Annotated in this window: 9 protein-coding genes; 6 read left to right on the forward strand and 3 right to left on the reverse strand. The window is 61.7% G+C overall.

The annotated features are described in order from the left end of the window. Positions 1–89 precede the first annotated feature (89 nt). Positions 90–12584 (forward strand): filamentous haemagglutinin family protein, encoded by a 12495-nt coding sequence (locus CKW26_RS20030; RefSeq protein WP_095049841.1) that lies wholly within the window; start codon positions 90–92, stop codon positions 12582–12584. A 53-nt stretch (positions 12585–12637) separates the two neighbouring features. Here CKW26_RS20030 and CKW26_RS20035 read toward each other — a convergent pair whose 3' ends face one another. The 3 genes from CKW26_RS20035 to CKW26_RS20045 form a co-directional block, all read right to left on the reverse strand. After that, on the reverse strand, positions 12638–12925 hold the full coding sequence (locus CKW26_RS20035) for a type II toxin-antitoxin system RelE/ParE family toxin (RefSeq protein ID WP_371917969.1): 288 nt from the start codon (positions 12923–12925) through the stop codon (positions 12638–12640). Then, positions 12906–13100: a stability determinant gene (locus CKW26_RS20040; RefSeq protein WP_095049843.1), complete on the reverse strand. Its 195-nt coding sequence runs from the start codon at positions 13098–13100 to the stop codon at positions 12906–12908. Before CKW26_RS20040 ends, CKW26_RS20035 begins: the two co-directional genes overlap by 20 nt. Before the next feature lie 263 nt (positions 13101–13363). Next, complete coding sequence (locus tag CKW26_RS20045; protein ID WP_095049844.1) at positions 13364–14311, reverse strand: transporter; 948 nt, start codon at positions 14309–14311, stop codon at positions 13364–13366. Between the two features lie 210 nt (positions 14312–14521). Between CKW26_RS20045 and CKW26_RS20050 the strand changes: the two genes are divergently transcribed. The 5 genes from CKW26_RS20050 to CKW26_RS20070 all read left to right on the forward strand — a co-directional run bounded on the left by CKW26_RS20050 (position 14522) and on the right by CKW26_RS20070 (position 20502). Continuing rightward, on the forward strand, positions 14522–15619 hold the full coding sequence (locus CKW26_RS20050) for an AraC family transcriptional regulator (RefSeq protein ID WP_095049845.1): 1098 nt from the start codon (positions 14522–14524) through the stop codon (positions 15617–15619). A 316-nt stretch (positions 15620–15935) separates the two neighbouring features. Continuing rightward, entirely contained in the window at positions 15936–16823 is an 888-nt protein-coding gene (locus CKW26_RS20055) for a Dyp-type peroxidase (RefSeq protein ID WP_095049846.1), read from the forward strand. A 10-nt stretch (positions 16824–16833) separates the two neighbouring features. Next, positions 16834–17802 carry a Gfo/Idh/MocA family protein gene (locus tag CKW26_RS20060; protein WP_095049847.1) on the forward strand — a complete coding sequence of 323 codons (969 nt, stop codon included), beginning with the start codon at positions 16834–16836 and terminating at the stop codon, positions 17800–17802. A gap of 220 nt (positions 17803–18022) precedes the next feature. Further along, the gene (locus tag CKW26_RS20065) at positions 18023–18775 is read left to right on the forward strand and encodes a GntR family transcriptional regulator (protein ID WP_095049848.1); all 753 of its coding nucleotides are present in this window, start codon (positions 18023–18025) and stop codon (positions 18773–18775) included. Then, complete coding sequence (locus tag CKW26_RS20070; protein ID WP_095049849.1) at positions 18772–20502, forward strand: fumarate reductase/succinate dehydrogenase flavoprotein subunit; 1731 nt, start codon at positions 18772–18774, stop codon at positions 20500–20502. Before CKW26_RS20065 ends, CKW26_RS20070 begins: the two co-directional genes overlap by 4 nt. The last annotated feature ends 10 nt before the right edge of the window (positions 20503–20512 follow it).

Genomic DNA, 20512 nt, shown 5'->3' on the forward strand with positions numbered 1-20512 from the left:
GTCGTGGCCCTCGCCAACAGCCTATGTCGTAACAGCAGGTTTTTGCTGGCCTGCAGCTTCGTGTGGCAATCAAAAAGGATCTCGTAGTGATGCTCGCTCGCCCATCCCGTCGCAATATCCCCGGCCAGACTTTCAGGCGTGACGTTGCCGATCCGGCGCTGTGGTTGCTCAAGCCCCTGGCGCACGCGGTGGCATTGTGTCTGGTAGCCGGCAGTGCCGAGGCGGCGACCGCGTTCAGCTCTGGCTGGTTCGCGGCCAAGGGCGCTGCGCAACAAGCCGCGGCCGCCCGGCCCGGTGCGGCTGGTTTGCCGGGGATGACGCCACCCTTGGCGCAGCAGCAAAAAGCCAACCAGCAACTGCAACGCTCGTTGCAGACCCTCAACAACACCGTGGCGGCCATTGCCGCACAGCAGGCGGCTCAGGCTGCCGGGCGCGCGGTGGCCTTGGGCAGTCTGCAGACCGTTCCGGACGGGCTGGGCGAGGGCGGCCTCAAGGTCGACAACAGCCTGACTCAGGGTTGGCTGAACGCCAAAGGCCCGCAGCAGACGCAAGCCGATGGCAAGACCAACGTGAAGATCGAGCAGACGGCCGACAAGGCCATTCTCAACTGGGAGACCTTCAACGTCGGGCGAAATACCACAGTCGAATTTGCTCAGCAGTCGAATTGGGCCGTGCTCAACCGTGTCAACGATCCGAACGCACGCGCCAGTCAGATCCAGGGCCAGATCAAGGGCGACGGCACGGTGATGCTGATCAACCGCAACGGCATCGTGTTCAGCGGCAGCAGCCAGGTCAACGTGCGCAACCTGGTGGCCGCCGCTGCCAATATCACCGACATCCAGTTCCGGGATCGTGGTCTGTATTTCGACAGCAACGGCAGCCAGCCGACGTTCACCGATGCCGCCGGCAAGGTGCTGGTGGAGCGCGGTGCGCTGATTGAAACCCACAAGCCCGCCGTCTCGACCGACGCCGGTGGCTATACGCTGTTGCTCGGCAAAGACGTTGTCAATGACGGCACCCTCAACACCGCCAAAGGCCAGACCGTGCTGGGTGCCGGTGATCGTTTTTACATCCGCAAAGGCTCAGGCACAGAAGGCAACACGTTTTCGACAACCTTTGGCAACGAAGTCACGCCCGGCTTCAAGGCTGGCGAGAGTGGCGGCCGGGTCAGCAACAGCGGGTTGATTCAGGCTGCCACGGGTGACATCACCCTGACCGGGCATGAAGTGGAGCAGGGCGGCGTGTTGTTGAGCAGCACCTCGGTCGCCACTCGCGGGACCATTCACCTGCTCAATCCGGCGAGTGACACGAGCGGCAGCGTCACCCTGGCGCCCGGCAGTGTCACGGCGGTCATGCTCGACAGCAGCGACCTGACGGCGCTGGACAGTCAGCATCAGGCGGCCCTGAGCGGGGTCAACCTCAATAACAGGATTCGCGGCGATCAGTCGCGTATCGATCTCCAGAGCGGCGGCAGTGTCGAATTCCAGAACGGTTCGATCACCCTGGCCACCGGGGGGCAGGTCGCTGTCACCGCGCAGCGTCGCAGCCTGGTTGGCGAAGGCGCGGTGATCGACGTTGCCGGCGCTGTCGGCGTCAAGGTGGCGATGGAATCGAACAACATCAAGATCAACGTGCAGGGCAACGAGCAGCGCGATGCGTCGGTCAATCGCGAGAACGGCGCGCTCAATAGTAACGATGTCTGGGTCGATGTGCGTGAACTGGTCTACGTGCCGGCCGGCACCAATGGCTATGCGACGGACCGTTGGTACACCGCGGGTGGCCTGCTGGAAGTCGGCGGTTATCTGGGCACCCAGGGGCATGGCATCGGCGAGTGGATGGCGCAGGGCGGCACAGTGAGTTTTGCCGGCAACGACGTGGTCACGCGTAAAGGATCACTGATCAACCTGTCCGGCGGCACCCTCGATGTGCAAAGCGGCGAGATTCGACAGAGCTGGCTGCGCGGTGCAGACGGTCGTCTTTATGAAGTCTCGCGTGCGCCGGGGGATCAGCTCTACAACGGTTTGTACAAGGGCTACGAGGATCACAGTGAGCGGTGGGGCCAGACCCGCACGTTCTACAACCCGCTGATTGCACCGTCCAGTCGTACAGAGTCGGGTTACACCGTGGGTCGCGATGCCGGGCAACTGGTGGTCAGCACTGGAAACGCGGTGCTGGACGGGCAACTGCTGGGTGAGGTTTTCCAAGGTGAACGACAGACTCAGGCGCCGCGTGCGGTCATCGACGGTTATGAGCAGAGCCAGACTGCGCTGGCACGGCGCGCGCAGTTGATTGTCGGCAGTTATCTGCCGAGCTATCAGGCGGCGTCCGGCGGATTGCGCTACACCCTCAATCCGCTGCTGGATCAGGTTCTGATCGGCGGCGAACGGCGGGACGAGGAATTCACCGGGGATCTGAACGGCGCCGTCGCGCAAGACCGTCAGGGCAAGTTGTTTCTCGACGCCGGCCAGCTCAATGGCTTTGATCTCGGCGCACTGAAGATTTCGGCGCTTGAGCGGATTGAAGTCAACGACGCGCTCAAGGTAGACACCGGGGGTGACATCACGCTGTACGCACCGGATGTCCGTGTTGCGGCCGATCTGACGGCGCGCGGCGGCAGTCTGAATCTGGGCAACGTGCTGAACCAGCTGCGCAGCAGCACCCTTGACGACATGCTGATTGCTGCACCGGCGGGTGAACCGGTGCAGGTGACAATCGCCAGGGATGTACGCCTCGACACCCGTGGTCTCTGGAGCAATCTGCGTACCGATCCGGACGATGTGGCAAGTCTCGGATACCTGAACGGAGGCCGGGTCTCGATCCGCAGCAGTGGCGATATCGATGTGGCGACGGGCAGCTTGATCGATGTGTCGTCCGGTGGTGCGATTCTGGCCAATGGCAAGACCCGGGGCGGCAAGGGTGGCGACGTGAGTCTTGAGTCCAGCGCGATTTCTGCGCTGGGCGATTCGCATCTGACGATGGCCGGCGACATTCTCGGTCATGGCGTGACGGGCGGCGGTACGCTCGCTATTCAGGCCAATCGGGTGCGGATCGGTGCGTCCGCAGACACGCTGCCCGAACATGCCTTGCAGCTGACGCCCGAGTTGTTCGACAACGGTTTCTCTGCCTACCGGGTTACCGGTCTGAACGGTCTGGAGGTGACGGCGGGCACACAAATCGATGTGACGATGCCGGTCTACCGTTTTGCCGACACAACGCTGAATCCGGTCAGCGGGGTCGACCCGAGCCAGGCGATGGAGCGGTGGACACCCACGCTTTATCAGGAAGACCCGCTCAAGGGCGTACTCAGTCAGCGCGCCGGTGCGAGTCTGGCGCTGCAAGCCGGCTCGAGTGAACTCGACCGGTTCGACACCGCCAGCACCCTGACGCTGGGACGCGGATCGCGCATCACGGTCGATCCCGGACAACGGATCAATCTGCGCGGGACCGGGCAGATCACCCTGGAAGGCGAACTGCAGGCCTGGGGCGGAACCCTGGATATACGTCAGCAACAGTTCGGCTCGATCGACGTTGCCACTTCACAGCAACAAGCCGACAGCAAGGCGCACAACCGCTCGATCTGGATCGGCGAGCAGGCGCTGCTGGACGTCGCGGGGCGTGCCCACACGGCGGTCGATGCGTCGGGTCGGGTCTACGGTCAGGTCGACAAGGGCGGCAGCATTATCATCGGCGGCGAAATCGATCCCAAGCGTGCGACGGCGACGGCGGCCGATGCATTTCTGATTGTGCGCGAAGGTGCACGTCTGGATGCCTCCGGGACGCAGGCCGTGCTGGACATCTCCGGGCAGGGTCCGACCCGCGTTGCCTCGGATGGCGGACGTATCAGCCTGAGTTCGTATAACGGCCTGTGGATCAATGGTCAATTGCGCGCCGCTTCAGGTGGCAGCGGTGCTGCCGGCGGACGGCTGGAGGTAGCTCTGGAGACCCCGCTGTACGCTACGCAGAAGGCGGGTGCCGAGGTTCTGCGAGCTCGGGAAATCGTCATTGGTCACGGACCGGGCGATGCAGTGTTGCCCGTGGACCTCAAGCCCGGTGACGCCGCGAACACTCTTCGTTACGGGCATGCCCGCCTGAGCACCGATACGTTGATGTCGGGCGGATTCGACAATCTGAGCGTGTTCAGCAACGGCCTCTTGTCATTTGACGGCGACGTCGACCTGCACATGAATCAGAGTCTGAATCTCTATGCTGGGGCCTTGTCCCTGGCGCAGACTTCCAGCGACTCGACGCGGGTCAATCTATCAGCGCCTTCGGTGCGGCTGTCCGGTGTGGGGACTTATTACGGTGTGGTGGGCACCATTCGTCCCCGGGTCCTGAACAGTCCGACTGCGCAAGTTTCGCCGGCGCAGTTCAACGTCAATGCCAACGTACTGGATATTGCCAACAGCCTGTCGTTCGGCGCGCAAGGGTCGATCTTGCAGAACAACGACGCCCCGGTTGAAGTCAGCCGTCGCGGCTTTGACCAGGTATCGCTGACCAGCACCGGGGACGTGCGGTTTCTTGCGCCCACCAGTGGCCAGGTGAAGTCAGAGTTGTGGACACCGGGGGACCTGAATCTGCGCGCCGCGCAGGTCTACCCTGCGAGCGGGGTCTCGGCCGAAGTCCGGGTCGGCTATCAGAGTCAGAGTTCTCTCGCCGATACCCATCGGACATTGCGCATCACTGGCCAGGGTCCGGCGCCGACAGCGCTGCCGTACTCGGTGTTTGGCACGCTGGCGATGAGCGCCAGCCGGATCGATCAGGGCGGTGTTCTGCGTGCGCCTCTGGGCGTCATCAGTCTGGGTGATCTGCTGACCAAAACCCAGGAACTGCGCCTGCTGCCCGGGAGTACGACGTCGGTCAGTGCGGCCGGTCTGGTGATGCCTTATGGCGGCACCACCGACGGTATCGAATACCTTTACAACGGCGCGCCGATCATATTGAAAGGCATCAGTGGCGACAGCGCCGGGGTGAGCCTGCGCTCGCAGTACGTGGATGTGCAGTCCGGCGCGTTGATCGACCTGTCGGGCGGCGGAGATTTGCGCGGTGCCGGGTTTGTCTCCGGTCGCGGTGGCTCCACCGATGCGCGGTTCAGTCCACTGGTGCGTAATGCCAGCGATGGAACGTTCAGTCTGCCGGGGCTGGCCAGCAACCCGGTGTACGCCATTGTCCCGGGCGATCAGAGTGCATACGCACCGATACTGGGGGAAGCGGGAGCGGTCGATCCGCGCATCGGTCAGCAGATCACCCTGGGCAGCGGCGTGCCAGGGTTGGCGGCAGGCACTTATACATTGTTGCCTTCCACCTTCACGTTGCTGCCGGGCGCGTTCCGGGTGGAAGTGAACGGCCAGGCCGCACCGGGCGCCACCAACGGCGCGGTTGCAATGCGCAACGGCTCGTGGACAAGCAGTGCGCGGATGTCGATTGCCAATACCGGTGTGCGGGACAACCTCGCCAGCCAGGTCATCGTGACATCGGCGGATGTGTTGCGGCGTTACTCGCAATACAACGAAACCACTCTGGAGCAGTTCATCGTCAGCGATGCGGCGCGCCGGGGTGTTCCGCGTGCGCTGGCGCCCATGGACGCTAAAGCGCTTAACCTGTTTGTCATCGCGGGGGGCAAGCAGGATACCGCACTGGACTTCAACGGCCGGATCGCCTTCGCAGCCGCCAAGGGAGGCGTGGCCGGGACTGCGGTGATTCGTGGCGGCAGTGGCGACAGCTTTGAGATTCTCGCCACCGGGCAGTCAGCCACGAAAGGCTTTGCCGGCGTCTCGCTGAATGCCGATACGCTCAACCGGCTGGGCGCTTCTCGTCTGGCGATCGGTGCGACCCCGACGGTGAATTACGGCACGGCCGGTAACATCGTCAGTTTCACGGGCAGTACCTACAACATCACCTTGCGTGAAGGTGCGCTGCTTTCAGCACCCGAAGTGCTGCTCTGGACCAACAGTGGGGACGGTGCCATCACGGTCGAGGCCGGTGCCGGCGTCAACTCTCTGGGACGCGGCGAGGTGCCGTACGACTCCTCGAGCGGTTTCGTCTATCAGCCCGGCGCCGCGAGTCTGCTGGTGGTGTCCAACGGCTGGACGAATGTGCTGGCGCCAGAGGTCAACGTCAGCACTGCGTCTGGCAGCATCCGCATCGGTACCTGCGATCGCCAGGCATGCGCCAATCCGGCGATGCTTTATTCGAATGGCAGCATTACGGCGGCCACCAACAATCAGTTCGAACTGGCCGAAGCGGTGCGTTTCGGCACCCGTCACTTGGCATTGGCTGTGGGTGCGGTCAACATCGGTACCACTGAAACACTGGCGGCGGTCGGTCGCCTGCCTGCCGGCCTGACGTTGAATCAGGGCGTGCTGGACCGGTTGCTGCGCGGCGATACTCAGTTTGCTGCGCCAGCCCTGGAAACGCTCAGCCTGACCACTCGCGACGCGTTCAACTTCTACGGCAGCGTCGCGCTGGACACTCTGGATCCTCAGACCGGGCGCAGCAGGTTGCAGAATCTGATGATCACGACCCCGGCCATCTACGGCCTGGGGGATACGAGCGACGTGGCGACCATCCGCACGGCCAACCTGATCTGGAACGGCACCACTCAGGCGCCCGGGGCCGTGGCCAGCGGCGGTGCGGGCACCGGGCACGGCACGCTGAACATCGAGGCTCAGCGCATCGATTTTGGCTACGGCCCTTATTCCCAACCCAACGGCCTGGATCAGAACGCTCGTCTTGCGCTGGGCTTTGCCAACGTCAACCTCAACGCCAGTGACCGCATTACCGCCAACCACAAGGGCAGCCTCGCGGTTTATGAAACGCAGGGGGCTTACGACCCGATCAAGGGTTATCTCTACAGCGGCGGCAACCTGAACCTGCGCACACCTCTGCTGACCGGGGAGGGCGGCTCGGTGAATGCGCTCAAGGCCGGCGGCAGTCTGGTATTGAGCGGGCCGACCGGGGTGGCGCCCGCCGATGCACTGGGTGCCGAACTGACGCTGGAGGGGCGTAATGTGGTGCTCGACGGCCGGATTGCGCTGGCCAGCGGCAAATTGCAGGTCAAGGCCGAGGGCGATCTGACCCTGACGAGCGGGGCTACCCTAGACTTGGCGGGCCGCACCCTGCCATTCAACGATATCAATCAGTACAGCTGGGGCGGCGACGTGGCGTTGTACAGCCGCGACGGCAATATTCGTCAGGCGGCCGGCTCGCGCATCGATCTGTCAGCGCAGAACAATCAGGCCGGCAATCTGAGTGTCGTGGCACTGTCAGACACCGCGGGCGAGGTCGATCTGCAAGGCGAAATCCGTGGCAGCAGTACAGGGCATTACGATGCCGGCGGCACGTGGGTACCCTACAAATCCGCTGGCGTGGACATACGCGCGCAACACCTGGGTGGAGCGCTGAATGAACAGTTTGCTGCGCTCAACCAACGCTTGAACGCCGGGCAAGTCTTCGGCAGTCGCAGCTTCCAGTTCAAACAGGGCGACCTGGTGATCGGCGATGGCCTCAAGGCGGGCGAGGTCTCGGTATCGGTGGACAACGGCAGCCTGACGGTGAACGGCCTGGTCGATGCCAGCGGCGAACGTGTCGGCAATATTCGCCTGTCGGCCGCCCATGGCCTGAATGTGGCGGGCGGCGCGGTACTGGATGCTCACGGTCGGGTACTGCGGGTCGACAGTTACGGCAAGATTATCGACGCGCCCAACCGGGCCATGGTCGAGCTCAGCTCCGGCGACGGCCTGCTGACCCTCGCTCCCGGTGCACGGATAGACCTGCGCCATGGCACGGACGCGGCAGTCGGCACCCTGGCGGGTCAGAATGACGGTCGCCTGCGCGGCACACTGGAACTGAACGCACCGCGACTGGGCGCCGATGACATCGCCATCGATGCCCGTGGCGCGTTGATCATCCAGGGTGCGCGGTCCATCGGGCTCAATGCCGTGCGCCGCTATACCGATGCCGCCGACGGGGTAGATCCGGCGGCCAGCGGTCGGCCTTATCAAATCATCGACCAGGCTTACCTGAACCGCATCCACGGTGACAACGACCTGTTCATCAACGCAGCCTTGGGCAACGCTGATCTGTTGCAGCGCAAACTGGCAGGGTTGAACAATGCGGGGTATGCCGATGCCTTCCATTTGCGACCAGGTGTAGAGATTGCGAGTAAAACCGCCGACGGCGATATGGTGGTGCAGGGCGATCTGGACTTGTCCGGCTATCGCTACGCCAGTCTCAACCCGAACACCGGCAAAACTTCGCTCTACGGTTCTGGCGAGGCGGGGAGCCTGGTGATTCGAGCCGGGGGTGACCTGGACATCTACGGCAGCATCAACGATGGCTTCGCGCCGCCACCGGAAACCGTGGACGATGCGGGATGGAAACTGCTGCCGGGCGTCCAGCCGTTTGGCGGCGATCTGATTGTGCCGGGGGCGGGCGTGACGCTGGCCGAGGGCACGTTGTTCCCAGCGGGCGTCAAGCTGAACTATGACTTGCCGATCCAGGCCGCCGTCCTCGCCAGCGGTACGCTGTTGCCCACCGAGGGCGTGCTCGCCGGCCCCTACACGTTGCCGGCCGGCACCGTGTTGAGCGCAGCCGTACACGATGCCTCCGGTAACCTGCTGTATGTCGCCGGAACGCTGCTCAATGACAGTGTGATATTGCCGGCCGGCAGCCGCCTGGGCGCCGGGACCCGACTCGCTCAGGCTACCGGGATGCAGGCCATGCTCTGGCCAAAAGGCGTGCCGCTGCCCAGTGTTCTGGATGACCAACAGCGTGCGGTGGGGGCGAAGTTGAGTGGGTCGCTGGCACTGCTGCGCGGCTCCCTGATTCCGTCCATGACCGATGTGGTGCTGGCTGCCGACACACCCTTTATCGAACTTCGTTCATTGAACGGTACACGCCAGGGCGCGAACTGGGCGATCGCGAGCATGTTGCCGTCGGGCAGCGCATCGTGGTCGATGCGGATAGTTGCAGGTGCCGACCTGGAAGCCGCTGACAGTCGTGTGGTGAAACCCGTCACCAGTGGCGGTGACTTACGGCTGGCAGACACTCACCTCGGGATTATCGTCACCGAGAAAAAGCTCGACAGCACCTGGTCGGCGGATAACCCGTTGGGGTATCCGGCGGGCAGCGTCGTCAGCGATGAGGACAGTTTCTGGTGCGATCTGATTCCCGGGGTCTGTCTCCCACCGGCCAAGTTCCTGTGGGCGGATGGCAACATGATGGGCATACCCGCCGGAACCCCGGTCAGTGACGACGATCTGTTCTGGTGCGACATCGATCCGGGGAACTGCCTGGCCAACAAGGGCGGGATAACCGCCAATCCCCACTCGCAGATGTTCAGCGTGCTGCGCACCGGTACTGGCGATCTGGATTTGATGGCTGCGGGCAATCTGCGCATGGACTCACCGTTCGGCGTTTATACGGCGGGCACTCAGTCCAGCGATGTCGATTCACGTTTCAACCAGGCCCGCGGCCGCCTGTCTGACGATGGATCGGTACTGGGCAGCGCCGGCAGCGCTTACGAAAAATGGGTCAATGGCGGTTCAGAAAGCCTGTATCAGGCGTGGTATCCGCAGATGGGCGGCAACCTGACGATCGGTGCCGGTGGTTCGGTGTCGGGGGACACGCTCGGGCGGCGCAGCTACGCAATGAACGCGCCACTGCGTGAACAGGTCCCCAGCGTTGCTGTGGGCAACTGGCTCTGGCGTCAGGGCGACGCAAAGGCGGATCTTCCTACGGCCTGGTGGATCAACTTCGGCAGCTACGCCACGCAGCCCTTGCCGGACCAGAGCACCGACACCGGGTCGTACCTGGTCGGGTTCACCGGCTTCGGCACGTTGGGCGGCGGCAATATCAGCCTGCGCGCTGGCGCGGATGCAGGCATGCTCAGGGCCATAGGCGATCAGTTGCTTAACCCCCGCAGTCAGGGACTGATCGTGGCAGTGGGCAGCACCGGCCGCGTTGGCGCTGACGGTAGCCTGCAGTTGACCGGCGGTGGCGACATGGACATTCGTCTTGGCGGCATGCTCAATCCGTCATTGCAGGCGAGGTCGGGGCAGAACGGCACGACACCGCCGCGACACGACCTTCAAGGCGCCCTGATCAATCTACGGGGTGCGGCACAGCTGACCGGCGCTGCTGCGGGTGCGATCAACCTGCAATATGGCGTCGAGCAATTCCAGCAGGACGCCCGGGAAACCAGAGCCTACGATTTGTTCAGTGCCAGCACCGGAGCGGCCGGCGGTGGCGTGGTCTTGATACCGGGTGATTCGGGGATGCGCATCAGCACACGCGGCGACCTGGTGATAGGGGGCGCAGCGGATCCGGGTCGGGTCAGGCTGCAGAACTCCACGCCGTTCACCACTGACAATGGCGAGGTCCATGCGGGTGGTGGACTGAGCGGCTTCTCGTTGTGGACCGGGCACACGGCCATCGATCTGTTTTCCGCCGGAGGCAATCTCACACCGAGCACACAGATGGCTGAAGTCATCACGACGTCGTCTCAAACCGTAAGTGGAATGAACAGCTCGCCGACTGATGGTCGCTTTGTATACCCCTCGATTCTTCGGGCCGTTGCAGGCCAGGGTTCCATCTATGCGGGACCGTCGGCCGCTTTCGGTGCATCAAGCAATCTGTTTCCGGCGGTGGGGTACTCGTTATTGCTGGCGCCTTCGACAAACGGGCAACTGTCGTTGCTGGCCGGTGACTCCATCTACGCCGGCGGTTATGCGATCAATCAGTCCGGCGCGAGCCCGGCAGCCATTGCGACCCCCTTTGCGCCTGCCTTCTCGGGATACGGAGCCAGCGCGAACGTGCCGTTGGTCAGCAACTACAGCCCCGATGGTGTGATCCCGAAGGGAAACCTGCGTTATCCGCTGTTTGCCTTTGGCGCCGACACCTTCTCGGGGTTAAGCGATGTACAGGGCCCGGCGCGTTTCTATGCCTTGACTGGTGATCTGGTCGGTTTACGCAGCGGCGAAACGCTGAGTTTTTCCCCGTCCGCTCGTACCTGGTATGAAGCGGCGGGGCCGGTGTGGATGATGGCCGGTCGCGATATCGTCGCGTCCGGTACTTTCCTGGGGCAGCCGACAATCGCGCCGAATGAGGAATTGGGCGGAACCCGACAAAACGTCAGTTCGACCGGCAACCTGTTCATTCACAACGACCCGCGGGATGTCTCGCGCGTATCTGCCGGGCGCGACATTCTCTACAGCAGCTTCGATATCGCCGGCCCGGGCCTTTTGGATGTCAATGCCGGGCGCAACATCCTGATGGAGAATCAGGCCGCTATTACCAGCCTCGGACCGATCACGGCGGGAGACAGCCGATCGGGGGCAAGCATCGTGTTGCAGGCCGGCGCAGGAGTGCAGGGGCCGGACTACACGCGATTCATTGCGCGTTACCTTAACGCGCAGAACCTGGCCGATCCGAACGCTTCCCTCAACGGGCAACCGGGCAAAGTGGTCAAGACCTACCTGGACGAGTTGCAGAGCTGGCTGACCCTCGGCTACGGCTTCAGCGGCAGCGAAGAACAGGCGCAAGCCCTCTTCGCCGCACTGCCGAGCGCCGAACAGGCAATCTTCGCCCGCCAGGTGTACTTCGCTGAACTGCGTGCCGGCGGTCTGGAATACAACGACGTCGATGGCCCGCGTACTGGCAGTTATCTGCGCGGTCGCAACGCCATCGCTGCGTTGTTCCCGACCACTGATGTGGCGGGCAATCCGATCCGTTACGACGGCGACATCACGATGTACGGCGGGGCAGGGGTCAAGACCCTGTTCGGCGGCGACATCCAGATGCTCACGCCGGGCGGCGGTCAGGTGTTCGGCATCGAAGGCGCGGCGCCGCCATCGACAGCGGGGATCATCACCCAGGGTTCGGGCAATATTCAGCTCTATTCGCAGGGCAGCATTTTGCTCGGCCAGAGCCGGATCATGACCACCTTCGGCGGCTCGATTCTCGGCTGGTCCGCCGAGGGCGATATCAACGCCGGTCGTGGCTCGAAAACCACCGTGGTCTACACCCCACCGAAACGCGTCTACGACACCTGGGGCAACGTGACCCTGTCGCCGTCGGTGCCAAGCACCGGCGCCGGTATCGCCACGCTCAACCCGATCGCCGAAGTGGCGCCGGGCGACATCGACCTGATCGCGCCGCTGGGCACCATCGATGCGGGCGAGGCGGGGATTCGCGTGTCGGGCAACGTCAACATCGCCGCGCTGACGGTGGTCAACGCCGCGAACATTTCGGTGCAGGGCAAGGCGACGGGTGTGCCGGTGGTGTCGGCGGTGAATACCGGGGCGATTACTTCGGCCAGTTCGGCGGCATCGTCGGCCACCCAAGCGGCGGAAGACGTGGCGCGTCAGCAGCAGGCGGCTTCGCGACAGAATCAGGCTTCGGTGTTCACCGTGCAGGTGTTGAGCTTCGGCAATGAACAACTTGCGCCGTCCCGCGATGGCGCTAGCCGTGCACCGGCCCCGGGTTACAACCCGAACAGCCCGGTGCAGGTGCTGGGCGCCGGGGCGCTGGATGAACAGGCGAAGCAGCAGTTGACCGAGGAAGAACGTGGGCAACTGACGTTGTAAAAGACTCTCGTGTAGTACGTTTGGGCGGCCGGTTGGTCGCCCTTTTTTTATATTTATGAGGTTCGTGGGTATTGTTGTCGGGTGTGGACTAACGTCAGGATTTTGATGCGCCCGTTCACTCGATAGACCAGTAGATAGTTTGGATTGACCACCATTTCCCGAGTGCCTGGTACTCGACCGGATCTGTAACCATAGGGAATTGATGAAAGCCTTTGCGTTGCTGCACCCACTTTGCGCTGCAGAGCCGCTGAAGCGTTGGAATTGTATTGTTCAATGTAATCGATAATGTCAGCCAGATCGTCCAGAGCTTGATCACTCCATTCAAGCGGCAGTGCGTCGATTCTTGCGTTTCTCTTCTAATAGTTGGTCGAGCCGCACCATGGCTTCCTCATGGGGAATGCCTGGGCGAGGATCATCCAGTGCAGCCTGCACCTTGGCACGAAACCAGCGATCGTAGCTCTCTGCCTCTTCTTCGGATTCGAACTCAGAATAAAACGGGGAAAGCAATATGCTCATATGACCTCCGTGATCAATGTCAAGCAGTCTAAGGGGGGAACGGCCCGTTGTCGTCACTGGCTGACGATGCACCCCATGAACCCTTGAGCAACCATGGGATAACGGAGCCCAGTATCTGCAAGCGCACCCTTTAAATCTGCCAGACGTTTCCCCCCCGTTGTCCGGTAATCTCGACCGCCGCTGTAGGCGTATTCCTCCCCTCCGTTTTTCAGATTTTCAGATTTTCAGGCTACAAAACCGGGTGTTCTTTCCTACAAATGCACTCAGAACGCATAGGGAATACTCACCTTCGCCCACAACATTTCCCCCTCCGGCCGGTTCTCCACATCAAATTCCTTGGCCCAGCGAATCTCCGCACTGGCGTACTTGAGAAAGGTAAAGTGCAGCGCCGGGCCAATCGCGAACACCTTGCCGCGCACACCATCATCGACGTCCTGCCCGGCAAACTGCACGGTGTGGCCGAACTGTTTGTCGTCGGTGGTCTGCTTGAGGAAGTAGCCGTTGACGCCGAGCATCAGGTCGTCGGTGATCTTGTAGCTGGCCGAATAATCGAAGTGGAAGATCTGCCCGGACTTGTAGTCAGTGTCCTTGTTCTTCTCGTTGAAGCTGTAGGTGGTCTTCATCGAGACTTCGGTGCGTTCAGTCGGCAACCAGGTGAACGAGAACAGCGGCTTGTAGGTGTAGAAATTGTTGCTGGTGTTGGCCAGTCGATCGACGCTGTACTCGCCGGTGGGCACGGTGATTTCCACGGCGGCGCCGAGGGTCAGGTTTTTGCCCATGTCCCACAGAATGATCGGCGCGATGGTGGTATCGCCCATGCCTTCGCGGGTGTCGCTCAAGCCGAACACCGAGACTTCCTGCTTCAACCACGGCTGGGCGATGTAACCGGCCAGACGCCCGCCGAACACGCGCACGGGGCTTAAATAATCGAGACGCGGAATCACCGCAGTGGATTCGATTTCGACCTTCGGTACCTTGCCGCCCAGCGAACTGATGTTGAGCTTTGTCGACTTGTAATGGTTGTAGTAGAGATTGAACGCGACCATGTTCTGCGGAAGGCTGTCGACTTCCAGCGGCAGCATGAAGAAGCCGTCGGTGCCGGTGCCGATGTTGTCGACCCCGGCTTCGGTGGCCAGGGCGGGCAACGTCAGGGTGCAACCTGCGATGAAAAGGGCGAGCGGCAAGAAGGATGTTGCACGGTTCTGGCTCATGACTGTCCTCATTATTATTGTGATTGGGACCTGGTACCGGTCGCTCGGAGCGCCGGTACGCTAGAAATAAGCGTTTGGCGTACGTTGGGGCAGGGTATTGGCGGACACCGAGGGGGGCATCTGCGGACAGTCCGTAAACCTTGTGCTAACTTCCATCGACACAACCGGTTACAAAAATAACAATCAAGCGTGATCCGGAATGTCAGCCCCATGAACGTAAAAGTCCAAGACCCGACCTTCGAACTGGCGCTGGTCTCGCCGTTCCTCCTGCAAACCCTCGCCGAAGTCGCGCAGAACAAAGGCATCGATCCCCAGAGCCTGTGCCGTGGGCTGGGTTTCACCCTTGAGGATCTGCAGGATCCGGCGCAGCGGATTTCCTATCGCCAAGCCGTGGCGATGATTCAGCGCGCGCTCAAAGTGCTGCCCAATCAGGGGTTGGGATTGTGGGTCGGCGCGCAGAACGTACTCGGTACTTTGGGTCTGCTTGGGCATGTGTTGTCGCTGTGCAAGACCTTGCGTGATGCCTTTGCGCTAGGCATTCGTCATCAACACACCTCGGGCGGGATTGTGGTGTCCAGTGTTGATGTGGTCGGCGCTCAGGTGCATCTCGATGCTGAATGTCGTCTGCCATTTGCCGATGTGCAGGTGTTTGCGGTCGAGGAGTTCTTCGCCAGTTTGCTGGTGTATGGCCGCGCGCTGGTGGGGGGTGAGTTCAAGGCGATTGCCGTGGAATTTGTGCATGCCGCACCGGATTACCTCAGCGAATACGAGCGCCTGCTCGGGCCGGACGTGCGCTTCGGTTGCCTGCACAACCGCATGCTGATCGATGCGCAATGGCTGGACGTGAATCTGCCCAATCATCATTCGCTGGCGTTGCGTCAGGCGGTGGCATTGCTGGAGCTGGAAGCGGCGCAGGTGCATCAGAAACTTGATTTGATTCAGGCTGTGGAACGGGCGATTGCGCGGGATTTGAGTAGCGGCAGTCACATCGAAAAGATTGCTGGCGATTTGAATATGAGCAGCCGTACGTTGCGCCGGCGTTTGACTGAGCATGCGCTGACGTTCGAGGCGTTGCTGGAGCAGGTGCGGCAGGCGCGGACCCTGAGTTTGCTGGCCAATCCTGATATGCCGATTGAGCGGATTACCGAGGAAGTCGGCTACAGCGATGTGCGCAGTTTTCGCCGGGCGTTCAAGCGCTGGACGGGGCTGAGCCCTAGCGCTTGGCGTAATGACGCACACCCTCACCCCAGCCCTCTCCCGGAGGGAGAGGGGGCCGACCGAGGTGTCTTGCGTCTTACATCGACCTGAAAGGTCTTTGTCGATTATGGATTCACCGATGCACGCTCAATTCAGTGTCTTACCTCGAACATCCCCTCACTGCAGCCCTCTCCCGGAGGGAGAGGGAGCCGACCGAGGCGTCTTGCGAGTTACATCGACCTGAAAGATTTTTGTCGATTATGGATTCGGTACAGCACGTTCAAGTCGGTGTAGATCTTTAATATCCCCCAATCAATTCCCTCTCCCCCCGGGAGAGGGCTAGGGTGAGGGGCTTTTGACTCCATCCAAACCCCCACAAACCCTCCGGCCACAGGTAAACTCCCGCGCACTTTCCCAAGGAGTTCACATGAGTTACTACCAGCCGGGCATTCTCGCCACCCCTGTTCCTGCGCAAGCGCGTCACCTGTTTTTCGCCCTTGAGTCGGTTGAAGCCCTGCCGCAGGCGCTCGACAATCTGCTGAATCAGGTGGACGGCAAGTCGGCAGTGGTCGGTTTCGGCGAATCCCTGGCCAAGGCCCTCAACGTGCAGATCGACGGCCTGCGCAGCTTCCCGGCGCTGACCGGCGTTGGCGTCGAGAACCCGTCAACCCAGCACGCGCTGTGGGTGTGGCTGCACGGCGTCGACCGTGGTGAACTGCTCAACCGCTGCAACGCTCTCGAAGCCGCACTGGCACCAGCCCTGCGTCTGGTCGAGATGCAGGAAGCCTTCCGCCACAAGGACGGCCACGACCTGACCGGCTATGAAGACGGCACCGAAAACCCCCACGACGAAGCCGCCATCGCTGCCGCCCTGCAAAGCGCAGGCACCGACGGCATGGTCGGTGGCAGCTTCGCCGCGATCCAGCAGTGGCAGCATGACCTCAAGGGTTTCCACAAGCTTTCGGCCGACGACAAAGACAACATCATGGGCCGTCGCCTCAGTGACAACGAAGAGATCGACGACGCGCCAGTCTCCGCCCACGTCAAACGCACCGCGCAGGAAAGCTTCGCGCCGGAAGCGTTCGTTGTGCGTCGCTCGATGCCGTGGATCGAAGGTGATCGTGCCGGCCTGATGTTCCTCGCTTTCGGCTTCTCGCTGGATGCCTTCGAAGCACAACTGCGCCGTATGAGCGGCCTGGAAGACGGCATCACCGATGGTCTGTATCGCATCAGCCGGCCGATCACTGGCGGCTATTACTGGTGCCCGCCGCTGAAGGACGGTCACCTCGATCTGCGCGCCTTGCGCATCGGCTAAAGGAAGAGACATGAACGTGGTGCGCTGGGGCATGATCGGTTGCGGCAGCGTCGCTGAACGCAAGAGCGGCCCGGCCTTCTACAAGGCGCCCGGTTCGGCGTTGGTGGCGGTGATGGGCCGACGCCTTGAGGCCGTGACTGACTATGCCGCGCGCCACGGCATCGAGCGGGTTTACACCGACGTCGATGCGCTGATCAACGATCCCGAGGTGGACGCGGTGTACATTGCCACACCGCCCGACAGCCACCACGCCTACAGCCTGAAAGTCGCTGCGGCCGGCAAACATTGCTGTGTGGAAAAGCCCATGGCGCTGAATGCCGGGCAAAGCCGCGAAATGCAACGGGCATTTGACGAGTCTGGTTTGCACTTGTTCGTTTCCTACTACCGCCGTTCGTTGCCGCGCTTTGCACAGGTGCGGCAATGGTTGGAGGAGGGGCGCATCGGTGACGTGCGGCATCTGAGCTGGACGCTGACCAAGGCGCCTTCGCCGGCGGATCTGGACGGTCGCAGCAATTGGCGCACAGATCCGGCGGTGGCCGGTGGCGGTTACTTTGCCGATCTGGCCAGTCATGGCTTTGATCTGTTTCAGTATCTGCTCGGTGACATTGTTGACGTCGCCGGATTCACCGCGCATCAGGCAGGGTTATATGCAGCGGAAGATGCCGTCAGCGCCAGTTGGCGTTTCGCCTCCGGGGCACTGGGCATGGGTTGCTGGAGCTTTGTGGCGGATCGGCGTGAGGATCGGGTCGAGATCATTGGCAGTCTCGGGCGGATCATTTTTTCGGTGTTTGATGAGCATCCCGTGCAGTTGCATGCCGATGAACACCTCAGCCTGGAAATCCCCCATCACGAGCACATCCAGTGGCATCACGTGCTCGGAATGAATGCGCATATTCGTGGAGATTCCAAACATCCCGCCGTCGCGGAACAAGCCCTCAAAACCGACTGGGTCATGGACCAGATCCTCAAACGCCACTGACCTCCAGTCTTACACCATCCCCTGTGGGAGCTGGCTTGCCAGCGATAGCGGTGGTTCAGATAGCCAATCAGTTGGCTGACAGAACGCCATCGCTGGCAAGCCAGCTCCCACAGGGAATCGCGTGTGTCATGCATCTAAGGTTATGCCCAAACAATATTTCTCACCTTGTCATAACAACTCTAAGATCACGTCATAACTCGTTATAACAAGTGATCCCGTGATGACCGATAACGTTCTCTCCCTTAGCAGCGTCCCGCTGCACACCCAACTGCGCGACGTCCTCCGTGCGCGGATTCTCGACGGCGAATACCCGCAAGACAGCCAGATGCCCTCCGAAAGCGAACTCGGTGCGTTGTTCAAAGTCAGCCGCATCACCGTGCGCCAGGCGCTGGGCGATCTGCAAAAGGAAGGGCTGATCTTCAAGATCCACGGCAAAGGCACCTTCGTCGCCAAGCCGAAAACCTTTCAGAACGTCAGCAGCCTGCAAGGCCTCGCCGAGTCGATGACCGGCCGTGGCTATGAGGTGATCAACCGCCTGCGCAGCTTCAAATTCATCCCGGCCGACAAGCGCGTCGCCGAGCGTTTGCAAGTCGCTGAGGGCGAGATCGTCGCGCAGATCAAACGTGTACGGCTGATCAATCGTGAGCCGATCTCGCTGGAAATCACCTACCTGCCCAAAGCCGTCGGCGAGCGGCTGGAGAAGGCCGATCTGGTCACCCGCGACATCTTCCTGATCCTTGAAAACGACTGCGCCATCGCCCTCGGCCATGCCGATCTGGCCATCGACGCAGTGCTGGCTGACAGCGATCTGACCCAGGCGCTGAACGTCGAGGCCGGCTCGCCGATCATGCGTATCGAGCGTCTGACCCACGACGCGCAAGGCCAACCGCTGGACTTCGAACACCTTTACTACCGTGGCGATGCGTTCCAGTACCGCCTGCGGATCGACCGGCAAAAAGGGGAGCAGGCATGACCCGCAACGTGCTCGAACAGGAATACGACATTGTCGTCATTGGCGGTGGCACTGCCGGCCCGATGGCCGCGATCAAGGCCAAGGAAAAGAACCGCGACTTGCGCGTGTTGCTGGTCGACAAGGCCAACGTCAAACGCAGCGGCGCGATCAGCATGGGCATGGACGGCCTGAACAACGCGATCATTCCCGGCCACTCGACACCGGAGCAGTACACCAAGGAAATCACCATCGCCAATGACGGCATCGTCAATCAGGCCGCCGTTTACGCCTACGCCACCCACAGTTTCGAAACCATCGAGCAGCTTGACCGCTGGGGCGTGAAGTTCGAGAAGGACGAGACCGGCGATTATGCGGTGAAAAAAGTCCACCACATGGGCGCCTACGTGCTGCCGATGCCGGAAGGGCACGACATCAAAAAAGTCCTCTATCGGCAGTTGAAACGTGCGCGGGTGAGCATCACCAATCGTCTCGTCTGCACGCGGTTGCTGACTGACGAGGAGGGCACCGTCAACGGTGTGATGGGCTTCGATTGCCGCACGGCCGATTTCCATGTGATCAAGGCCAAGGCAGTAATTCTCGCTTGTGGCGCTGCCGGGCGACTCGGTCTGCCTTCGTCGGGCTACCTGATGGGCACCTACGAGAACCCGACCAACGCCGGCGACGGCTATGCGATGGCCTATCACGCCGGCGCCGAACTGGCCAACCTCGAGTGCTTTCAGATCAACCCGCTGATCAAGGATTACAACGGTCCGGCCTGCGCCTACGTGACCGGTCCGCTGGGTGGCTACACCGCCAACAACAAGGGTGAACGCTTCATAGAGTGCGACTACTGGAGCGGGCAGATGATGTGGGAATTCCACCAGGAACTGGAGAGCGGCAACGGCCCGGTGTTTCTCAAACTCGATCACCTGGCAGAAGAAACCATCCAGACCATCGAGGAAATCCTCCACAGCAATGAGCGCCCGAGTCGTGGTCAATTCCACGCCAATCGCGGCACCGATTACCGCACGCAAATGGTCGAAATGCATATTTCCGAAATCGGTTTTTGCAGCGGTCACTCTGCCTCCGGGGTGTGGGTGAACGAACGCGCCGAGACCTCGGTGAAAGGCTTGTATTCGGCCGGTGACATGGCCGCTGTGCCGCACAATTACATGCTCGGCGCCTTCACCTACGGCTGGTTTGCCGGGCATAACGCCGCAGACTTTGTCGCCGGCCGCGAGTTTTCTGCGCTGGATGCCGCGCAGATCGAAAAGGAAAGGGCCCGGGTCTACGCCCCGCTGGATCGCGAGCACGGTCTGCCGCCGGCGCAGGTCGAGTACAAGCTGCGGCGTTTCGTTAACGACTACCTGCAACCGCCGAAAGTGACCAAGAAGATGCAGATCGGCCTGCAACGCTTCAGCGACATCGAGCGCGATCTCGAGCAGATGAAGGCCAACAACGCCCACGAACTGATGCGCGCGATGGAAACCAGCGTGATCCGCGACTGCGCCGAAATGGCCGCTCGCGCCTCGTTGTTCCGCGCCGAAAGCCGCTGGGGTCTGTACCACTATCGCGTTGATCATCCGCAGCGCAACGACAGTGAATGGTTCTGCCATTGCCATTTGAAGAAGGGCGATGACGGCCAGATGACCAGTTTCAAGAAAGCCGTCGAGCCTTACATCATCCCGCTCGACGCCGAAGAAATGCAGGCTTACGACCGCTTGCGGGTCGGTGCATTCGCCGCTTGATACATCAATA

Origin of the sequence: Pseudomonas sp. Irchel s3h9 (assembly GCF_900187475.1) — a bacterium.
GTDB lineage: Bacteria > Pseudomonadota > Gammaproteobacteria > Pseudomonadales > Pseudomonadaceae > Aquipseudomonas > Aquipseudomonas neuropathica.